The sequence below is a fragment of the Streptomyces sp. NBC_00984 genome (genome assembly GCF_045162475.1).
GTDB lineage: Bacteria > Actinomycetota > Actinomycetes > Streptomycetales > Streptomycetaceae > Streptomyces.
The window spans coordinates 4,702,141-4,719,300 of the sequence record NZ_CP108734.1 but is presented as its reverse complement, the minus strand read 5'-3'; the positions used below and the strand labels follow the sequence as shown (position 1 = coordinate 4,719,300).

Annotated in this window: 15 protein-coding genes; 7 read left to right on the top strand and 8 right to left on the bottom strand. The window is 73.0% G+C overall.

Going from position 1 to position 17,160, the window contains the following annotated elements; translation table 11 throughout:
- Positions 1–24: 24 nt before the first annotated feature.
- The 3 genes from OG520_RS20955 to OG520_RS20945 are packed head-to-tail and all read right to left on the bottom strand — an operon-like array spanning position 25 to position 5,136.
- Complete coding sequence (locus tag OG520_RS20955) at positions 25–684, bottom strand: RES family NAD+ phosphorylase (RefSeq protein WP_399328593.1); 660 nt, start codon at positions 682–684, stop codon at positions 25–27.
- The gene (locus tag OG520_RS20950; RefSeq protein WP_406014164.1) at positions 684–1,343 is read right to left on the bottom strand and encodes a hypothetical protein; all 660 of its coding nucleotides are present in this window, start codon (positions 1,341–1,343) and stop codon (positions 684–686) included. Before OG520_RS20950 ends, OG520_RS20955 begins: the two co-directional genes overlap by 1 nt.
- A gap of 16 nt (positions 1,344–1,359) precedes the next feature.
- Positions 1,360–5,136, bottom strand: coding sequence for a CHAT domain-containing protein (locus tag OG520_RS20945; RefSeq protein WP_406014163.1), 3,777 nt, complete (start codon positions 5,134–5,136; stop codon positions 1,360–1,362).
- 327 nt (positions 5,137–5,463) lie between these two features.
- On the opposite strand from OG520_RS20945, the gene OG520_RS20940 reads away from it, so the two are divergent.
- Positions 5,464–5,841, top strand: a complete 378-nt coding sequence (locus OG520_RS20940) for a hypothetical protein (RefSeq protein ID WP_406014162.1) — start codon at positions 5,464–5,466, stop codon at positions 5,839–5,841.
- Complete coding sequence (locus OG520_RS20935; protein WP_406014161.1) at positions 5,838–6,479, top strand: hypothetical protein; 642 nt, start codon at positions 5,838–5,840, stop codon at positions 6,477–6,479. Before OG520_RS20940 ends, OG520_RS20935 begins: the two co-directional genes overlap by 4 nt.
- Positions 6,480–6,533: 54 nt before the next feature.
- Here OG520_RS20935 and OG520_RS20930 read toward each other — a convergent pair whose 3' ends face one another.
- The gene (locus OG520_RS20930; protein ID WP_399328597.1) at positions 6,534–6,956 is read right to left on the bottom strand and encodes a hypothetical protein; all 423 of its coding nucleotides are present in this window, start codon (positions 6,954–6,956) and stop codon (positions 6,534–6,536) included.
- 120 nt (positions 6,957–7,076) lie between these two features.
- On the opposite strand from OG520_RS20930, the gene OG520_RS20925 reads away from it, so the two are divergent.
- The 4 genes from OG520_RS20925 to OG520_RS20910 are packed head-to-tail and all read left to right on the top strand — an operon-like array spanning position 7,077 to position 11,274.
- Positions 7,077–8,009: a hypothetical protein gene (locus OG520_RS20925; RefSeq protein WP_406014160.1), complete on the top strand. Its 933-nt coding sequence runs from the start codon at positions 7,077–7,079 to the stop codon at positions 8,007–8,009.
- Between the two features lie 34 nt (positions 8,010–8,043).
- A complete protein-coding gene (locus tag OG520_RS20920) occupies positions 8,044–8,994 on the top strand; it encodes an NADP-dependent oxidoreductase (protein WP_406014159.1) in 951 nt (316 codons plus the stop codon).
- A 47-nt stretch (positions 8,995–9,041) separates the two neighbouring features.
- Positions 9,042–9,293, top strand: coding sequence for a DUF2630 family protein (locus OG520_RS20915; protein ID WP_266417045.1), 252 nt, complete (start codon positions 9,042–9,044; stop codon positions 9,291–9,293).
- A 22-nt stretch (positions 9,294–9,315) separates the two neighbouring features.
- Positions 9,316–11,274 carry an FUSC family protein gene (locus OG520_RS20910; protein ID WP_406014158.1) on the top strand — a complete coding sequence of 653 codons (1,959 nt, stop codon included), beginning with the start codon at positions 9,316–9,318 and terminating at the stop codon, positions 11,272–11,274.
- 22 nt (positions 11,275–11,296) lie between these two features.
- On the opposite strand, the gene OG520_RS20905 is transcribed toward OG520_RS20910, so the two are convergent.
- Positions 11,297–11,698: an RNA-binding S4 domain-containing protein gene (locus OG520_RS20905; RefSeq protein ID WP_406014157.1), complete on the bottom strand. Its 402-nt coding sequence runs from the start codon at positions 11,696–11,698 to the stop codon at positions 11,297–11,299.
- A 74-nt stretch (positions 11,699–11,772) separates the two neighbouring features.
- Positions 11,773–13,416 carry a hypothetical protein gene (locus OG520_RS20900; RefSeq protein WP_406014156.1) on the bottom strand — a complete coding sequence of 548 codons (1,644 nt, stop codon included), beginning with the start codon at positions 13,414–13,416 and terminating at the stop codon, positions 11,773–11,775.
- Positions 13,417–13,785: 369 nt separating this feature from the next.
- Between OG520_RS20900 and OG520_RS20895 the strand changes: the two genes are divergently transcribed.
- Positions 13,786–15,264, top strand: coding sequence for a VWA domain-containing protein (locus OG520_RS20895; RefSeq protein WP_406014155.1), 1,479 nt, complete (start codon positions 13,786–13,788; stop codon positions 15,262–15,264).
- Here OG520_RS20895 and OG520_RS20890 read toward each other — a convergent pair.
- Together OG520_RS20890 and OG520_RS20885 are read right to left on the bottom strand one after the other, a co-directional pair.
- Positions 15,198–16,409: a sensor histidine kinase gene (locus OG520_RS20890; RefSeq protein ID WP_399328603.1), complete on the bottom strand. Its 1,212-nt coding sequence runs from the start codon at positions 16,407–16,409 to the stop codon at positions 15,198–15,200. The genes OG520_RS20895 and OG520_RS20890 overlap by 67 nt on opposite strands.
- A complete protein-coding gene (locus tag OG520_RS20885) occupies positions 16,406–17,059 on the bottom strand; it encodes a response regulator transcription factor (protein WP_164495293.1) in 654 nt (217 codons plus the stop codon). Before OG520_RS20885 ends, OG520_RS20890 begins: the two co-directional genes overlap by 4 nt.
- Between the last annotated feature and the right edge of the window lie 101 nt (positions 17,060–17,160).

Here is a 17,160-nt window from a genome sequence, read left to right as displayed (position 1 = left end):
CTCCGTCCCGGCCGGGGCGGAGCGTCAGTCCGGCCACGGCGAGGAGATCACGGCCCGGAGCGGGTTGAGCAGCCGGTTCGCCTCGGCCAGGCCCTCGGGGGAGTCGAGCCGCAGGCTTCGGTCCGGGTCGGTGTCCAGCGGTGTCTCCCCGCAACGGTCACCGAAGAGCTGCAGGGCGCTCCTCGGCCGACACCGCTTCGACTCCCAGACCAGACCGTGCGTCTCGGAGGCGTGCTCACGCATCAGCCGCACCCAGTAGCGGGTCTTCGGATAGTCCCCGGCCTCGGAGTCGACCAGCCAGGAGTCCTGCCAGACGGCGGCCAGGCCCTCGGCCGTCGCCAGTTCGACGAGCGACAGCTCGCGGGTGGTGCGCACCACCGAGAGCGTGTACCTGGACGCCTGCGCCCACGGGACCAGCCGCACCGCCGTGCGGTCCTCGAAGTCGACCGCGCGCAGCAGGACTTCGCAGAGCGCGGTGACCGGGTCGAGCGCGGCGTAGAGGAACGGGTAGGGGTCCTGTTCGGTGGCGTCGAACCGGTTGCCGCGGAAGTACGGATGGGCTTGGTTGGGGTTGAAGGACTCGGGGCCGAAGCCGTTCTCGTGGCAGCGCCAGAGCTCGGTCCCCGCGGGCAGGACGCGCAGCAGGGGCCGCATGGCGACGCCGGTGGGCGGGATCTGGTCCATCAGCCCGCCACCAGTTCGAGTGCGGCCCGCGCGAGGTCCTCGTCGGGGACGGCGCCGAGGAGTTCGGCCGGGATTCCCGCCAGCCGACCGTTGCCGCCGAGCCACCAGTCCGCGGCACCCCAGGGGTCCTTGTCGGCCATCAGGATGTGGTTGATACGGCGCACCACCGGCAACGGCTCGGTCGTGCCCGGGGCGAACTGGAACCGGGGATACCGGTCCCCGGCCCCGGGATGGCGCAGTCTGATGAGACCGGCGGCCGCGGGGTCGTCCGCGGTTTCCGGGGCGAGTTCCGCCGGGCCCAGGGCCGGGGTCTCCCACAGCCGTTCATGAGCGGTACGGAGCAACTCCGCGGGGCCGGGCGGAGGGTCGGCGAACAGGTCGAGGAGTTCGCCGAGCAGCGCCCGGTCGACCGTCGGGGCGGGCGGGGCGTCCGCGTAGCGGACCGTGCCGCTCAGCTCCCGGGCCACCGGGTGGCCGGAGGGCAGGGCGCGCAGTTGCAGCCGCAGGCCGCGCAGGGCCCGTTCGACGGCCTTGCGGTCACCGGCCGCCGCGAGGTCGTTCAGACCGTCGCACAGCCGTGCGCGCCGGCCGCCGTCGAGAGCGGCGAGCGTCATCGGCCAGTGGGTGCGGAGCAGGGAAAGGAACGCGTCAGGGGTCATCTCCGTGCTTCTCCTTTCACGGGGCGAGCGGGGCGGACGAGGCGGACAGGGCGTGCGAGGCGGACGGGGCGGACGTAGGCGTGCCGGGGGCGCCGTCCTGGCCGGCCGGTCGCGGATTGCCCTGGTGGATGAAGGCGGCCCAGGCGAACGGCACCGACAGGTCCAGCTCGGCGGCCGCACGGCCGAGTTCGGGCGTCAGACCGCGCACGGTGTCCCGTCGGCCGGGCGGCGCCAGCATCCAGCGCTGGGCGGCCCGCAGCGCGTCCGGCGGGGCCAGCCCGGCGCCGAGACGGTCGTGGAAGACGGTCATCAGTACCGAGCTGGCCACGTCCGGGACGGTCCAGCGGGAACCCACCACGTCGGCGGCCAGCCGGTGTGCCAGGGCCGTGGTCAGTGTCAGCGCCTCGTCGTGGTCGCGGGCGCTGAGGTCCGTCTCGCAGGCGCTGAGCACGACCAGGGGGCCGCCCGCCCCCTCCGTACGGTCGAACGGTGTGTCCAGCAGCGCGGTGACCGTGAGTCTGCCCGCCTCCGGTTCCGTGCCCTGCGGCCAGCCGAGTTCCAGCGCGGAGGCGGTGGGGTCGGAACCCGCCACCCCGTGGCAGGCCAGGTGCACGAGGGCGACGCGCCCGGTGTCCCGTCCGGGCCCCGCCCCCAGCAGCGCCAGCACTTCCTGCGGGGTGCCCTCGGGCGGTTCCGGGGTCAGGTCGCGGGTCATCAGGGTTCCGTACAGGGCGGCGTCCGGGTAGTAGGTGTCGGCCAGGGCCAGAATCTCGTCCTCGGCACCGTCCAGGTCCCAGCCGGGAACGCACACCAGCGCCTGTCCCAGGGCGGCCGGCAGTCGTTCCCGGCCGGCCGACCGTGCGAACTCCCGTCCGGACGCGGCGTACGCGAGGACGGCCAGCTCACACGCCCGTACCGTGCCGGGCCTGCCGTCCGGTGCCGGGCCGTGCCCGGGTGCCGGGGGGACCGTGAGCAGGGCCGCCTGCCAGGGCACCACACCGAGGTTCCCGCAGGCGACCAGGGTCAGCCGGACCGGTTGTGGCGCGGGTTGCGTCGCGGGGCCGCCCGCCAGGCCCGACTCCGCGAGTCCCCTTTCCCACAACGCGAGTTCGTCGAGGACGGGGGCCATCACGGTCTCGCCCGCCCAGGCACACAGCGCGTCCAGTGCGGCCTCCCAGCGCTGCTGTCCCCGCCGGGCCGTGGCGTGCTGGGCCGCGGCGTCCAGATAGCCGTCGAGCGGGGCCCGGCCCTCGGCGGACAGACCGGGCAGGGGCAGCGACCGGGGCGGCTGCCCCGGGACCAGCAGCACGGCGGAGCCGTCCGCGCCTCCCTGCCCCGGCAGGAGGTACACCAACGCGTCGATCCCCGCGCGCCCGGCGGCGGCGACCAGCTCGGACACGGCGGGAATCCGCCCGGGGACGTCCTCCCCGTCGGCGGGGCGCAGCAGTTCCAGGGCCCGGCGACGCAGGGCGCTCGGCAGTTCCGGGCTGCCGAACGACGCGCCCAGCACGACCTCCGCCAGCTCCGACCGGCTGCCTCCCGCGCGGGGCCCGGTCGTTCTCCGGGAGGTTTCCCGGCGCCACCTGTCGGCCAGTTCGTGCTCGCCGCGCTCCGCCAGCCGTTCGGCGACCGTGGCCGAGACCGCCGCCGCCCCGAGGACCAGGGCCCGTCCCTCCTCCAGACAGGCCACCGCGTCCGCGGGCCGCCCGGCACGGACCGCCCAGCCGGCGGCGGCCAGCGCGCGGCTTGCGCCGGTCCTGGCGACCTGGAGGCCGTGCTGGACGCCCTGCTGGAGCAGGACGTCGTCGGCAATGGTGCGGAGCGAGTGCCGGGCGCTCTCGACCGCCCTGACCAGGTCGTCCCCTCCGTGGGCGGCTCGCCGCCCGTACGCGTCGGCCAGCTGCCAGTGCATGGCGGCGGCCGACCCCCCGCTCACCCCCGTCAGCTCCTCCTCGGTGCACTCCAGCTCGGTGATCATCTCGTCCAGGACGGACGGATCGCCGGTCATGCCGTACACCGCGTCGAGGGCCAGCCCGATCGCCTGCCGTGCCCGCACCCGCTGGTCGACCATGACGGGCGCACCCAGCAAGGTCGCCCGGGTCCGCCGGATGCCTTCCTGGATACGGTCGACGGAGGGTTCGAGGAAGGAGCTGAAGGTCAGCAGCGGCGCCCAGCTCATGTCGAGCATCGGCTGTGCCAGCAGTGGTACGTCCGGGCTCGTCAGCGCCTGTTCCTGGTAGTGCACCGCACTGCGCAGCGAGTCGATGCTGCCGGTGAGCCAAGCGAGGGAGAGATGGACCACGCCGAGCTCGTAGAGCGGGATGAACGACCACTCGGTGTCCTCACAGGCGTCCAGAATGTCGAGGAGTTCTCCCACCAGCGCTTCGAGCGTCTCCGTATCGCCGGCCTCATCGCCGGCCTCGCCCACCCCGGTCGCCCGTATGTGGATCCGCAGACACTGATTGATCATCAATGCTTCGTTCAAGCCCGGCAGTTCGGGCAGAGCATCGGCCGACATCCCCTCACCGGGGGTCAGGAGATCCTCCAGAACCGCCTGCGCCTCCTCCAGGTCCTGGAGGCTCCCGCCGACCAGCATGGCGCCGACCAGGGCACCGGGCAGCATGCTCCGCGCCATCCAGGCCATCTTGTCGTCCGAGCCCGCCGCGGCCTCGCGGATCAGCCGCAGCGCCTCCTGGAATTCCTCCGGACGGCCGGTGCGGATTCCGAGCCCCATCGCGCCGAGTGCGGACAGGAATTGATCACCGGGCTCCGCCCCCTGCCCGGGGTCACCCAGCCTGGTCAGCAGCTCGGCGAATTCGTCCGGTGCGAGCACGCCCGGCCGGTCCATCTCGGCGAGCAGGGCCACGATGTCGCGCATGTTGTCGTCCGAATCCGGTGCCGACAGGGCGGAGACGGCCCGAGCCAGTTCCGGCAGGGCCGACGGACGCCCGTCCTGCGCCGCCGGGCCGCCGCCCACGGCGGCCGGTTCCTCGCCCGCCAGGTCCGCCGCATCCGATGCCGGACCCTCGCCCGCCAGGTCCGTCGCATCCGATGCCGGGCCCTCGTCAGCCAGTCCCTGTGCGCTGGATCTGACCAGCGGCATCAGCGTCCGCACGACGGAGCCCAACGGGCCGGAGGGCATCATCGGGCCGAGGTCACCGGCGAGCATCTGCTCGCACATGGCCGCCAGACCCCGGGCATCGCCCCCGTTCAGCGCCTCGGCGTACGCGCTCATCATCGAGAGGCCCTGGAGGACGGGGGGCGCGGCTCCGCCGATCTCCTCCACCAGCTGCTGGATTTCGGGAAGGGCTTCGACGATGCCGGCACCGCCGAGCTTCTCGGGCTTGCCGATCTGCATCAGCAGCGAGAACCCGTCCAAGCCGATCGCGCTGTCGAAGCGGCCCGGAGCGACGCGCACCGCCGGGCCCAGCAGCAGGGCGACGAGTTCGCGCGCGGCCCCCAGGTGGTCGCCCGGTGCGAGGAGACCGGACGCGCGGGCCCCACGCAGCAGGCGTATCGCCTCGTGCCGGTCGGACTCCTCCCCGTCGGCCGCCCACCGCGAGCCGGTCAGTGTCCCGAGCCGGGCCGCCACCGCCTGCCCCAGCGGATCGCCCGGCAGGTCCCGTTCGAACTCCGTGCCCAGGAAACGCAGTTCGGCTATCAGCGCGTCACGTTCCGCTCCCTGCGGGCCCGTCGGCGCGGCGACCGCCGCGGGCAGTGCCCGCGCTCCCGCCGCCCGGCGGATCGCGCCGGCCGCCCGCTCCCGCAGCCCGGCGTCGTCGGTGTCGTTCAACACCCCTCCTCCCGCCGCCCGTTCGGGCAGTCACGGCGCCCCCCGAGTCGATGCGGGGCCCTGTTGCGGACATGATGCCCACGGGCACCGGTCGCCAGGACCGTTTCGCGGCAGCCGCCGGAATACGTCCCATAATCGACCGGAAACCGGACAACAACCCTCCGGCCAGCGGTGATTCCGGCACCGAGCGGCGGCACGGCACCGACGCACCGCCGACGGCGTACCGCGCCGACGCCTCCGCGCCCGGACAGGGCCCGGCCTTCTGGCAGCATCGGAAACCGGACGCGAGCCACTGACGTCCGCCGCCCCGCCCACGGGAGACGCCTCATGCCCGAGCCCGCCCCGCCCACGCGAAACCCCCCGACGGACCCCGCTCGTACGGGGCGTGCGTCCGCCCTCCCGTACGAAGAGGTCACGGAGCCCGGCTACCCCGCCTCGTACACCGTCGGCCTGCGCATCGAAGCCACCGGGGACGGAGCCGTCCTGACCGGCACCTGCCCGCGCTGCCACTGCGCGACGGTCTACACCTGGACGCGTTCCGTCGTCCGGGCCGCGCCGCGCACCGGCCGGCCCCGGCGCACCGGCACGGGGCTCGTCCCGGTACCGGTGCTCTGCGTCTGCACGACCGAGCATCCTGGCCGGCCCGGCGACGAGGAGGGCTGCGGGGCGTACTGGAACATCCTGCTGGAGAGGGAGCGGAGATGACCTGGCGTGCCGTACCGGGACCGGCCGGGGTCCCGGCCGACCGGCTCGCGGCCCGCCATCACCGCGCCCTGCTGCGCCGGGAACTTCCCCGGGTCCGGGAGTCGGCACTGGCCTGGCGCAACGGCCTCGCCGCGCTCCTGGCCGGGCTGGTCGGATTCGGCCTCCTCCGGGGCCGCAGCGACATCGGCTCGCTCGCCGCCCCGTACGCCGTCGCCGTCGGCCTCGTGCTGCTCCTCGCGCTCCTCTGCGGCGCCGCGGGGAGCCTGTCGCTGCTGCGCGCCGCCCACGGCCGTCCGGCGGCCGCGGGCGACACCGGTGCGTTCCGGGTCGACCACGTCGCCGAGGACCACACCGAGGCGCTGCGCGCCGCCCAGGCCCTCGCACGGGGCGTGCCGTTCACTCTCTGCTGTGCCGCGCTGCTCATCGCGGCCGTGGGGATCACCTGGTACGGGCCGTCGAAGGAGGGCCCCCGCGTCTCGGTCACCACCCCCGCCGGAACGGTCTGCGGGGAACCGCTGCGCACCCACCGGGGCCGGATGACGCTCAGGACCGACGCGGGCCAGGTGGTGGCGGACCTGACCCGGGCCACCACGGTGCACGCGGTGCTGTCGTGCGCCCCGCCGCCGGCGAACGGCTGACAGCGGGGCGCGGCAGGTCGTCGGGCGGCACGTGCGGGTGCGTGCCGCCCGCGTTCACGCACGGGGGCGGATGTCCTCGTGCGTGTAGAAGATGTAGAAGGTGGTGATGAACATGCCGAGGCCGACCGCCAGTCCCAGCGCCGAGGACCGCAACACGCTCGAATCGGTCAGCCCGACCAGCAGGCCGACCGCCGCAGCCGTCAGCGCGCCGTAGACCACCGCCCGCACCAGGGGCAGCATGGCGTGCTGGATCCGGCCCAGCGCGAAGCACAGGACGGCGAGCACCACCGCGGTGATCAGGCCGTACCAGAACTGCCGGCCACCGCTCGCGCCGTTGTTGCGGAGGATGAACGAGGCGTAGAGGCCGTACGCGGCACCCAGCGTGACGGGTATCGCCCAGGAGAGCGCGCTGTGCCCGCGTGCCTGTGCCCTCGGCCCGGTCCGTCCGCGGGTCGGCATTGCTGCGTGTGTGGACATGGCGGAGTTCTCCTTCCGTCGCCCCTGTTTCCTTCCAGGGCACACCCGGCCGCGCCGCCCGGCAACTCGGATGGCCCACAACCCGGGGCGCGCCGCCCGTCCACGGGATTCCCTGGGAGGGTGCGGACGTATCTCTCGGCGGGTCTCTCGGTGGTGCTGGTGGTGCTGCTCGCCGTCCTCGTCCCGGTCGGCGCGCTGTCCGCCTGGGTGGATCTGGAGATCGACAACACGGACCGTTACGTCGACGCGGTGGCCCCGCTCGCCTCCGACGCCGATGTGCAGAACACCGTCACCGACCTCATCACCGACGGGGCGATGCAGCAGATCGACGCCGGGCCGCTCCAGAACACCGTGCGGGACTTCCTGCGCCAGGCGGTGCTGTCCTTCACCACCACCGACGCCTTCCAGGACGCGTGGAACGCCGCCAACCGCACCGCCCACAAGGCCGTCACCGCCGCTCTGAACGGCACCACCGGCGAGGCCGTGACCATCGATCTGGCGCCCGTGACCGAGCGGGTCAAACAGAATCTGGAGGAGAACGGGGTGCCGTTCGCCGACCGGATCCCGGTCCAGCACACCGACATCACGCTCATCTCCGCCGGCCGCGCCGACCAGCTGCGCCAGACCTTCCGCCTGCTGCGGACCGGCAGCGTCTGGCCGGCCGTGGGCACGCTCGTGGTCGCCGTCCTGGCCGTGGTGGTGGCCTGGGCGCGCGGCGGCGGCCCGGGGCGCAGGCGCTCCGGGCTCGCCGCGCTCTCCGCCACCGCCCTGGCCGGGCTCGGCCTCGCGCTCGGGGCGCTCATGCTGCGCGCGGTGATCGCGTACACCCGCGACCGGGTGCTGTCCGAGGTGCCGGACAGCGAGACGGCGGGGGTGGCGGCGGTGTACGACGCGCTGACGGGCTCGCTGCGCACGACGGTGTGGATCGTGTGCGCCGCGGGGCTGGCGGTGGCGCTGTGCGCGGGGCTCGTACGGCTGCGGGCGGGCCGGGGACGGCGCGCCCCGGGCTCGACGTGCGGCGGCGGGCGGGCCGGGGAAGAGTGGATCTCATGACTGCCGGATCGGGGGCGACTGAGAGGTCATCCGCATGCGAGCCATAGCCGTCGGCGCGTTCCGGGCCGACCCCGCACTGGTGGAGATACCCAAGCCCGAGCCGGAAGCCGGAGAGGTACGGGTCAGGATCGAGTACGCCGCGCTCAATCCGTCCGACTGGCAGGCCGCACAGGGTGCCCCGGACGACGGACCGGCGCAGCGCGTGTTCCCGATGGTCATCGGCGTGGACTTCGCCGGCCGGGTGGACATGATCGGCAGCGGCGACAACCGTTTCCGGGTCGGCGACCAGGTCTTCGGCCGGGTCGCCCGGCCGAACGCGGCCGGGGGCGGCACGTACTGCGACTACGTGTCCGTGCCGCAGGACTCCGCCATCACCGTCGTCCCGCCCGGCCTCCCCCTCCGGGCCGCGGCCGCGCTGCCCTCCGCCGGGATGACGGCCGCCCAGATCCTGGAGATCGCGGTGCTCCGCGGCCACGAGAGCCTGCTGGTCGTCGGTGCGGCGGGCGGCGTCGGCAGCTATCTGACCCAGCTCGCCTCGGCCCGCGACATACGCGTGATCGCCGCCGTGCGCGGCGACGAGCGCAGGCGGATGACGGAGCTGGGCGCCGCCGTCACGATCGACGTCACCGACCGCCCGCTCGAAGCGGCGGTACGGGAGAGCTGCCCGGACGGCGTCGACGCACTGGTCGACCTGGTCTCCACCACCCCGGACTCCTTCGCCGCCCATGCCGCCCTGGTACGCGGCGGCGGCATCGCCCTCACCACCCGGGGCGTCGCCGTCGGCGCCGCCCTGCCCGCGGGCGTGACCGGCATCGACTTCCGGCTCGAACCCACCCCGGTCCTGCTCGACGTCCTGGCCGCGGGCGCCGCCGAAGGTGTGCTGCGGGTGCCCATCGACATCGAACTCCCGCTGGAGAAGGCCCCGCAGGCCCTCGACCGGAACCGGACGGGCGGCGCACGCGGCAAGACCGTCATCGCGCTCTGAGCCCCCGCCCGTACACCGCCCACCTCCCCCGAAGGAGACGAGACGTCATGGACGACCGGGAACGCGACATCATCGACGACATCGGCGGGCTCATCTCCGAGGAACGGAGCCTGCGCGACCGCTCCACCCGGGAGATGGGCCTGAGCGCGGACGAGAAGTCACGGCTGCGTACCGTTGAGGTACGGCTCGACCAGTGCTGGGACCTGCTGCGACAGCGCCGTGCACTGAGCGAGTTCGGCGAGGATCCGTCCACGGCGGAGGTCCGGCCCGCCGACGAGGTCGAGGGCTACCGCAGCTGACCGTACGACTCAGGGGGACGCGTTGACCGACACGGAGGCCGCATCCGGACGGCGGCGCGCGACGCCACCCCCCTGGCTGCTCAGCGGACTGCGCCCGCAGTCGTCCACACCCATCGCCTGGGCGGCGGTCCTGCGCGCCTCCATATCCCTGGCCGCACCGCTCGCCGTCGGCTTCGCGCTGGACCGGCCGGTGTACGGCGCGCTCGTCTCCATGGGCGCGCTCTCCGGCGTCATCGGCGACACCGCCGACGCGTACCGGATGCGCATCCTCAACATCGCCGTACCGCAGCTCTTCGGCGCGCTCGGCATCATGCTCGGCACGCTGGTGTACGGAACCGGCTGGGCGGCCGTCGCCGCGCTGACCCTGGTCGGCCTGGCCTCCGGAATGATGTCGACGATCGGCGCCGTCGCCTCCGTGTCCGGGCTGCTGCTCCTGCTCAACGCGGTGGTCGGCGCCGGACTCCCGATGCCGGAACCCTGGTGGGTGGCGCCGCTGCTGCTCACGGTCGGCGGTCTGTTCGTCCTCGCCCTGACCCTGCTGGCCTGGCCGCTGCGGCGGAAGCTTCCGGAGCGCGTCGCGGTCGCGGGCACCTACCTCGCGGTCGCCGACCTGCTCGCCGCCGCGGGCACCGACGCGTACGAGGACCAGCGCCACGCCGTCACCCAGTCCCTCAACACCTCCTACGACCTGATCCTGGCCCGCCGGGCCCGCTACCACGGCCGCAGCAACGCCATGGTGCGGCTGCTCGCCCAGCTCAATGTCGTCATCCCGCTCGTCGAGGCGGCGCCCGCCGTCCATGTGCGCCGGCTCACGCTCCCGGACGAGATCCCGGCGGCGGTACGCGAACTGGCCGCCGCCGTCGAGGAGAGCCGCACCGGCCGCCCCGGACTCACCCTGCCCGCACCGGACTCGCCCGCCACCCGGGCGGTGGACAGCGCCCTGCGGCACGCGGCGGTCGTCGTGCACAAGGCCGACCCCGACCCGTACAACGTCGACGACCGGCTCGGCCGCCCCGCCGTCCTCGGGGTACGGATCCGGCGGGCCACCCGCGACGTACTGCTCTCCGGGGCCTCGTGGCGGTACGGGCTGCGCCTGGCCCTCTGCATCGGCCTGGCCCAGGCACTGACCTCGCTGATCCCGGTGCCGCGCTCCTACTGGGTCGCGCTGACCGTCACGTTCGTCCTCAAGCCCGACTTCGGCTCGGTGTTCTCGCGGGCCGTGCTGCGCTCGGTGGGCACCGCGGCCGGTCTCGTGATCGCCGCACCGGTGCTCGCCGCGGTGCCGATCGGCTGGTGGGACGTGCCGGTGATGGTGGTGCTCGCCGCGCTGATCCCGGCGCTCACCGCGAAGGGCTACGCCTTCCAGACCGCGGCCATCACCCCGGTGATCCTGCTCCTGTCCGACCTGCTGAACCACCAGGGCTTCCATCTGGTCTGGCCGCGCTTCCTGGACAGCCTGATCGGCTGCGCGATCGTGCTGGTGGCGGGCTACCTGCTGTGGCCGGAGAGCTGGCACGTTCGGATCGGCCACCGGCTCGCGGACGCGGTGACGGACATCGCCGACTACGTGGCGTACGCCTTCGAGCCGGGCCGCTCCGGCGACCACGCGGAACGGGTGCGGGCCCGGCGCCGGATCTACCGCGATCTGTCGGTCGTACGTTCCGAATTCCAGCGCGCCCTGACGGAGCCGCCCCCGGTCGGCACCCGGGCCGCCGCCTGGTGGCCACTGGTCGTCGCGGTCGAACGCATCGTGGACGCGACGACGGCGGCCCGGGTCCGGGTCAACCACGGAGCACCCGAGCCGCCGCCGGCGGAGGTCACGGAGGTCCAGCGGCAGCTGCGGGAGCTGGCCGACGGGATACGGGCGAGCGAGGTCCTGGTGGAGGTGCGCACCGAACTCCCGGGCGACGAGGAAGGCGTACTGGCCCCGCTGCGCCAGGAGGTGGCGGCGGCCAGAGCCATCGCGTCACCCCAGCCGTAGGGGCAATCGGCCCGCCCGGCCGTCACTCCGTGGGGCCGGGCCCCCGCAGCCGCTCCATCTCGCGCCGGTCCCGCTTCGTCGGCCGCCCCGTGCCCCGGTCCCGTACCGGAACCTGGATCGCCGCCTCGCGCGGCGGTGGCGGCGGACTGTTGTCGATGAAGCACTCCGCCGCCACCGGAGGGCCGACCCTCTTCTTGACGATCTTCGACACGACCACGATCCGGTCGCGGCCGGCATGCCGGAGCCGCACCTCGTCGCCGACGCGCAACGCCTGGGCGGGCTTGGCGCGCTCGCCGGCGACCTTCACATGACCCGCGCGGCAGGCGGCAGCGGCCTGCGAACGGGTCTTCGTCAGCCGGACCGACCAGATCCAGACGTCCACCCGAACACTGCCCTCCGCCTGCGGCGCCTCACCGGAAACCATGCCTCCGACTGTAGTGCGGTGCACGCTCCGGGTCAGGTCCGGTGAGTCAGGTCCGGTGAGTCAGGTCGCGCGGATCAGCCGAAGTCGCTGACCACTTCGGACATGTTGTAGCTGTACACCTCACGCTTGCACGCCCCGCACTTGCTCGACGCGTGCTCGCTCAGCGACCACAGCTGCGGCGCGAAACCGTCACCGCGCCCGTGCGCGAGGTAGAGGTCCTCGGGCCCGAACGACGACTCCAGCGTCTTCGCGTTGCCGACGAGCCGGGACGTTCCGTCGACCGTGCCGGGCGTGGCCTGGAGCAGCCTGCCGTTGTCGTAGCCGTTGCTGCGGTGGAAGTACCACTTGCCCTCGTACCGCGTGACTCCCTGGATCTTGTGCCACAGGGCCTCGCCGTTGAAGGTGGCACCGGTCGGCAGACCGTAGGCCAGGTCGGCATCGGCGGCCGTACCGGTCGCGCCCTCGACCGCGGCGGTCAGCGCGGTCATCGGATACGTGCCGACGCGTCCGGGGCTCGTGCCGCCGTTGTTGGTGTTGCAGTACTCACCGAGAACCATGTGGTCGGTGTCGGTGCGGTCCAGCGAGATGTACGAGGCCTTCGGGCGACCGGTGGCGTAGCACTGGTTCCCGCTGGTGGTCCCGCCGTTCTTCGCCGTGGTGAACTTCAGCGTGGCGACCTGCGGCATGACATAGCGGTAGCCGTAGCCGTACCAGACGTTGTTCTGCCGGCCGACCCGCTTCTTGTCCACGACGTTGCTGACCAGACCGTCCGGCGTCGGGTCGTCGACGTCGGCCTTGTTGTCCGGGTTGAGATCCATGATCTTGCGCAGGTCGAAGACCCGCATCCCGTTGGCGGTGTCGGCGACGTACAGGTAGTTGCCGTACCAGACCATTCCACCGGCGTGGATGCCGTTCTGCGCGGCGCAGGAGGACGTCACCTCGGTGGTGCACTTGCCCTCGCGCGCGTGCAGCGCGTCGAAGGAGATGTGGTCCTGGGAGTTCATGTACGGCCAGACCAGCAGCACATGGCGGTACATCCGGGTGGCCTGGTTGAAGAAGCTGACCCGGATGCCCTTTTCGTTGCAGGCGTCCGATGCCGAGCTCTGGACGCAGTTGTCGCTGCCCGAGGCGTAGTTGCTGCGGCCCGGGTTCTCCGCGTCGTAACCGGCCACGGCGATCGGCTCGGCATTGGACGTGCCCCAGTCCTCGTCCTCCTGCGCGTCCGAGACGCCGGTGATGGCCTGCGGCACCCACTCCGAGGAGGTGGCGTCGTCGCTCTTCCAGCAGACGCGGTGGTTGACCGCCAGATCGGAGCCGTAGATACCGGCGGTTCCACAGGCGCTCTCCCAGCCGGCCGGCCGATTGGCCTGCTCCATCAGCTCAGTGAGGCCCTGTTTGGGCAGCGCGGCGTCCAGTTTCGTGACGAGACCGGAAATGTCGGTGCTCTTCGCCAGCTTGAAATCGCCGGCCCGGCCGGGGACGGGGGCGGCGGCGGAGACGCGCGGGGCGGTGGATGCGGCCTCGTTGCCCGTTGCGGTTCCGGTTGCGGTTCCGGTTCCGGCGAAGTCGTCCTGCTCGGCCTCGGATTCGTTGTCGAATCCGTCGTCCGGCATACCCTCGTTGCCCGGTACGGGGTCGTCGGTGGCCTGCGCCGCGGACGGCAGGACGGACGCCGGAGCGGCGGCGGCACCGACCGTCGGAGCGAGGCCGGAAAGCATCGCCCCTGCCGCAAGGGCGCAGGCGGCAAAACGCGTTCTACGGGATGGTTTTCCCATGGCGGAGCCTTTCTCTGCAACGCAGGCAAACAACGGACAACGGTGCGCCCGACTTCGTGTCGGGCACACCGTCCGTTCACGTTAACAAGGCAACTCGGGACCAGGTACGCACATGTGAGCGACGCACATCAGGCCCGCACGGCATGCGCACAGGACTCGTTCAGGGATCGGTCGGTCTCAGTTCCCACACGGGCGGGCCGCGCCACCGAAGGGCCGGATCCGGCCGCTAACCTTACGTATCCGCCCTGGCCAGGGATCAATTCCCGCAGGTCGGACATTTCTCGCACCCAACTCACGCGAAAGGCCTCGCCCATGGGCATTCGGAGCTTGCTGCGCAAGGTGTTCGGCCGCGACCGCGCGGAGCAGGACGCGTCGACGGCCACGGTCCCGCCCCAGACCGAACGCACCGCGCCCGCGGAGTCGGAGCCGGTCACGGCGACGGAGACGGTGACGGCGGACGAGCCGGCCGCGGAGCCCGCCCCGGTGCTCGAAACCGCCCCGGCCACCAGGGCTTCGGTACCGGCCCCCGCCTCTCCCCGGTCCGTCGACGACAGCGGTCTGGCCTCGGACCTGGTGGCAGCCGCCTTCGACAAGGCGTCCCTCCCCACGGTCCCGTCGCAGGGCTCGGCCCCGAAGCCGGAGTCGACGGAGACCGTCAAGGCGGCGGAGACCGAGCCGGAGGTCGTCGAGACTGCGGAGCCGAAGGCTGCGGAGACGGAGCCGGAGTCGAAGGCTGCGGAGGTCGTCGAGGCTTCCGCCGAGGTGAAGGCTCCCGCCGAGGCCGAGCCGGCCGTCGCGCAGGCAGAGCCGGAGCCGGAGACGGTGGCCAAGGACGAGCCCGTGGTCGGCGAGGCCGAGCCGGAACCGGAGACGGTACAGACCGAGGCCGAGGTCGAGGCCCCCGCCGAACCGGAGGCGCAGGCCGAACCCGCGCCCGAACCCGCTCCGGAACCGGAGCCGGAACCGGAACCGGAGCCGGTAAAGGCCGAGGCCGAGGCCGAGGCCGAGCCCGAGGTTCAGGCCGAACCCGCGCCCGAACCCGCCCCCGAGGCGACCCCGGCCCCGGCGTCCGCCCCCGCCACCGCCACCGCCACCGCCCCCAAGCCCGCCCTCACCCTCGCCAAGGTCAAGTCGCGCGCCCCCGGGCTCGTCGACTCGTACAAGGCGGCCCAGGCCGGGCTGAAGGCGCACGGGCTGACCGGGCTGCGCGCCACCGTCTACCTGGTCCTCGACCGCTCCGGCTCCATGCGGCCGTTCTACAAGGACGGCAGCGCCCAGCACCTGGGCGACCGCACCGTGGCACTCGCCGCGCACCTGGACGAGAGCGCGTCCGTCCCCGTCGTCTTCTTCTCGACGGACATCGACGGCACCGGCACGGTCGGCCTCGCCGACCACGAGGGCCGGATCGACGAGCTGAACGCGGGCCTCGGCCGCCTCGGCCGTACGAACTACCAGTGCGCCGTCGAAGAGGTCGTCGCGCACTACGAGAAGTCGGAGGCGACCGGCCCCGCCCTGGTGATCTTCCAGACGGACGGCCCGCCGGACGCCAAGCAGGCTGCCAAGCAGGCGCTGGCCGACGCGGCGCGGCTGCCGCTGTTCTTCCAGTTCGTCGCGTTCGGCGAGGAGGACGCCAAGGGCTTCGACTTCCTGCGCAAGCTGGACGCCCCGAACGCCGGGTTCTTCCACGCGGGCCCCGCGCCCCGGGAGGTCGCGGACACCACGTTCTACCGCGAGGTCCTCGCCGCGCTCCCCGCGTGGGTCGCGGCCCGCGACACCGCGGCCGACGCCTGATCCACCGGCAGACGTACGGTCACGGCGAGCCCGCCCCCGGGGCCCGGCACCGCCGTGACCGTACCGCCGTGCGCGACGGCGATGGAGCGCACGATCGAGAGGCCGAGCCCCGACCCGCGCCCCATCCGGTCCTTGCCCTCGCCCCGCCGGAACGGCTCGAACAGCCCGGGGATGTCCGCCGCGTCCACCACGGGGCCGGTGTTGCGCACCTCCAGCAGCGCCCCGCCACCGGCCGTCACCAGTGACACGTCCACCGTCCCGTCCGGCACGTTGTACGTGACGGCGTTGGCCAGCAGATTCGCCACCAGCTGCGCGAGCAGCATCCGGTTCCCCCGCACCGTGCAGAAGTGCGTATCGGCCCGCACGCCCGGGTGCCGGGCCGCCTCCTCCGCCACCACCTGCGCGAGATCCACCGTCTCCCGCTCGCCCTCCGCGAGCCCGCGCTCACTGCGCGCCAGGACCAGCAGCCCCTCTATGAGCCGCTCGCTGCGCCGGTTGTTGTCCAGGAGCGTCTGCCGGGTCCGTACGAGATCCTCCGGGGTCGGTTCGTCCAGACCGATCTGGATCGCGGCCCGCTGGGTGGCGAGCGGGGTCCGCAGCTCGTGGGAGGCGTTGGCGATGAACCGCCGCTGGCTGTCGAACGCCTTCTCCAGCCGGGCCAGCAGCGCGTCGAGCGTGTCGCCGAGCTCCTTCAGTTCGTCGTCGGGGCCGCTGGACGCGATCCGCTCGTGCAGATTGTGCTCGGAGAGCCGGCGCGCCTTCGCGGTCATGGCGTGGACGGGCCGCAGCACCCGCCCCGCGGTCCACCAGCCCACGGCGACCGCGCAGGCCGTCATGACGAGCAGCGAGGCCGCGGACCACACGAGCAGCTGATGCCCGGCCGCGTCGCTGACGTGGTCGGTGAGGTCGTAGACGGTGGGCGGCCCGAGATTCCGCCGGGTGATGAGTGGACCGTTCACCGCGTAGCCGGGCTGGACCACCGCGGCGGTGCGGGCGATGTCACGCGCCTGGGAGTCCGTACCGGCGCGGGAGGCCAGGTTGACGGTGGTGAGCAGCGCCGTGCCGAGGATCAGGAACACTCCGCCGTACACGAGCGCGATCCGGGTCCGGATCCTGGAGTGCGGCACCTGGGCCGGGCGCCTCACAGGGCGTACCCCACGCCCTGCACCGTACGGATCAGCGCCGGTTCCCCGAGCTTCCCTCGGAGCTTGCTCATGCAGACGCGGACGGCGCCGGTGAACGGATCGGCGTTGGCGTCCCAGGCCCGCTCCAGCAGTTCCTCGGCGCTGACGGTCCCGCCGTCGGCCTCCAGCAGCAGCTGGAGCACCGAGAACTCCTTCGGCGAGAGGTCCAGCTCCCGCCCGTCCCGCGAGGCGGTGCGCCGTACGGTGTCGAGCCGGATGCCGTGCCGCTCCAGCTGCGGCGGTACGGGGCGGGCACTGCGCCGCCGCAGCGCCCGTACCCGCGACACGAGCTCGGGGAACTCGAAGGGTTTGCCCAGGTAGTCGTCGGCGCCGAGGTCGAGCCCGGCGACCCGGTCCTCCATGGAGCCGGCGGCGGTGAGCATCAGGATCCTGGTCCGGGAGCCGGAGGCGACGAGGCCACGCGCCACGTCGTCGCCGTGCACCCGCGGCAGGTCGCGGTCGAGGACGACGACGTCGTAGTCGTGCAGCCCCAGGTAGGCGAGGGCGGCGTCACCGCTGTACACCGTGTCGACGGCGAAACCGGCCCGCCGCAGTCCGGTGGCGACCAGCTCCGCCAGGATTTCCTCGTCCTCGGCGACCAGTACCCGCATCGTGATGTCCCCTGCCTCGTACACGCGTGTCCACTCCCTCCCAGGATGCGTCTTTGTTACGGGAAGGGATGTTTCGCAAAGGTCTCCACGGCCGTGACCGG

Coding starts and splice junctions, on each gene's coding strand:
- OG520_RS20935 (WP_406014161.1), top strand. CDS start 5,838: ATGACCTGGCGTGCCGTACCGGGACCGGCCGGGGTCCCGGCCGACCGG.
- OG520_RS20895 (WP_406014155.1), top strand. CDS start 13,786: ATGGGCATTCGGAGCTTGCTGCGCAAGGTGTTCGGCCGCGACCGCGCG.
- OG520_RS20900 (WP_406014156.1), bottom strand. CDS start 13,416: ATGCTTTCCGGCCTCGCTCCGACGGTCGGTGCCGCCGCCGCTCCGGCG.
- OG520_RS20915 (WP_266417045.1), top strand. CDS start 9,042: ATGGACGACCGGGAACGCGACATCATCGACGACATCGGCGGGCTCATC.
- OG520_RS20940 (WP_406014162.1), top strand. CDS start 5,464: ATGCCCGAGCCCGCCCCGCCCACGCGAAACCCCCCGACGGACCCCGCT.
- OG520_RS20885 (WP_164495293.1), bottom strand. CDS start 17,059: ATGCGGGTACTGGTCGCCGAGGACGAGGAAATCCTGGCGGAGCTGGTC.
- OG520_RS20930 (WP_399328597.1), bottom strand. CDS start 6,956: ATGTCCACACACGCAGCAATGCCGACCCGCGGACGGACCGGGCCGAGG.
- OG520_RS20950 (WP_406014164.1), bottom strand. CDS start 1,343: ATGACCCCTGACGCGTTCCTTTCCCTGCTCCGCACCCACTGGCCGATG.
- OG520_RS20955 (WP_399328593.1), bottom strand. CDS start 684: ATGGACCAGATCCCGCCCACCGGCGTCGCCATGCGGCCCCTGCTGCGC.
- OG520_RS20905 (WP_406014157.1), bottom strand. CDS start 11,698: ATGGTTTCCGGTGAGGCGCCGCAGGCGGAGGGCAGTGTTCGGGTGGAC.
- OG520_RS20920 (WP_406014159.1), top strand. CDS start 8,044: ATGCGAGCCATAGCCGTCGGCGCGTTCCGGGCCGACCCCGCACTGGTG.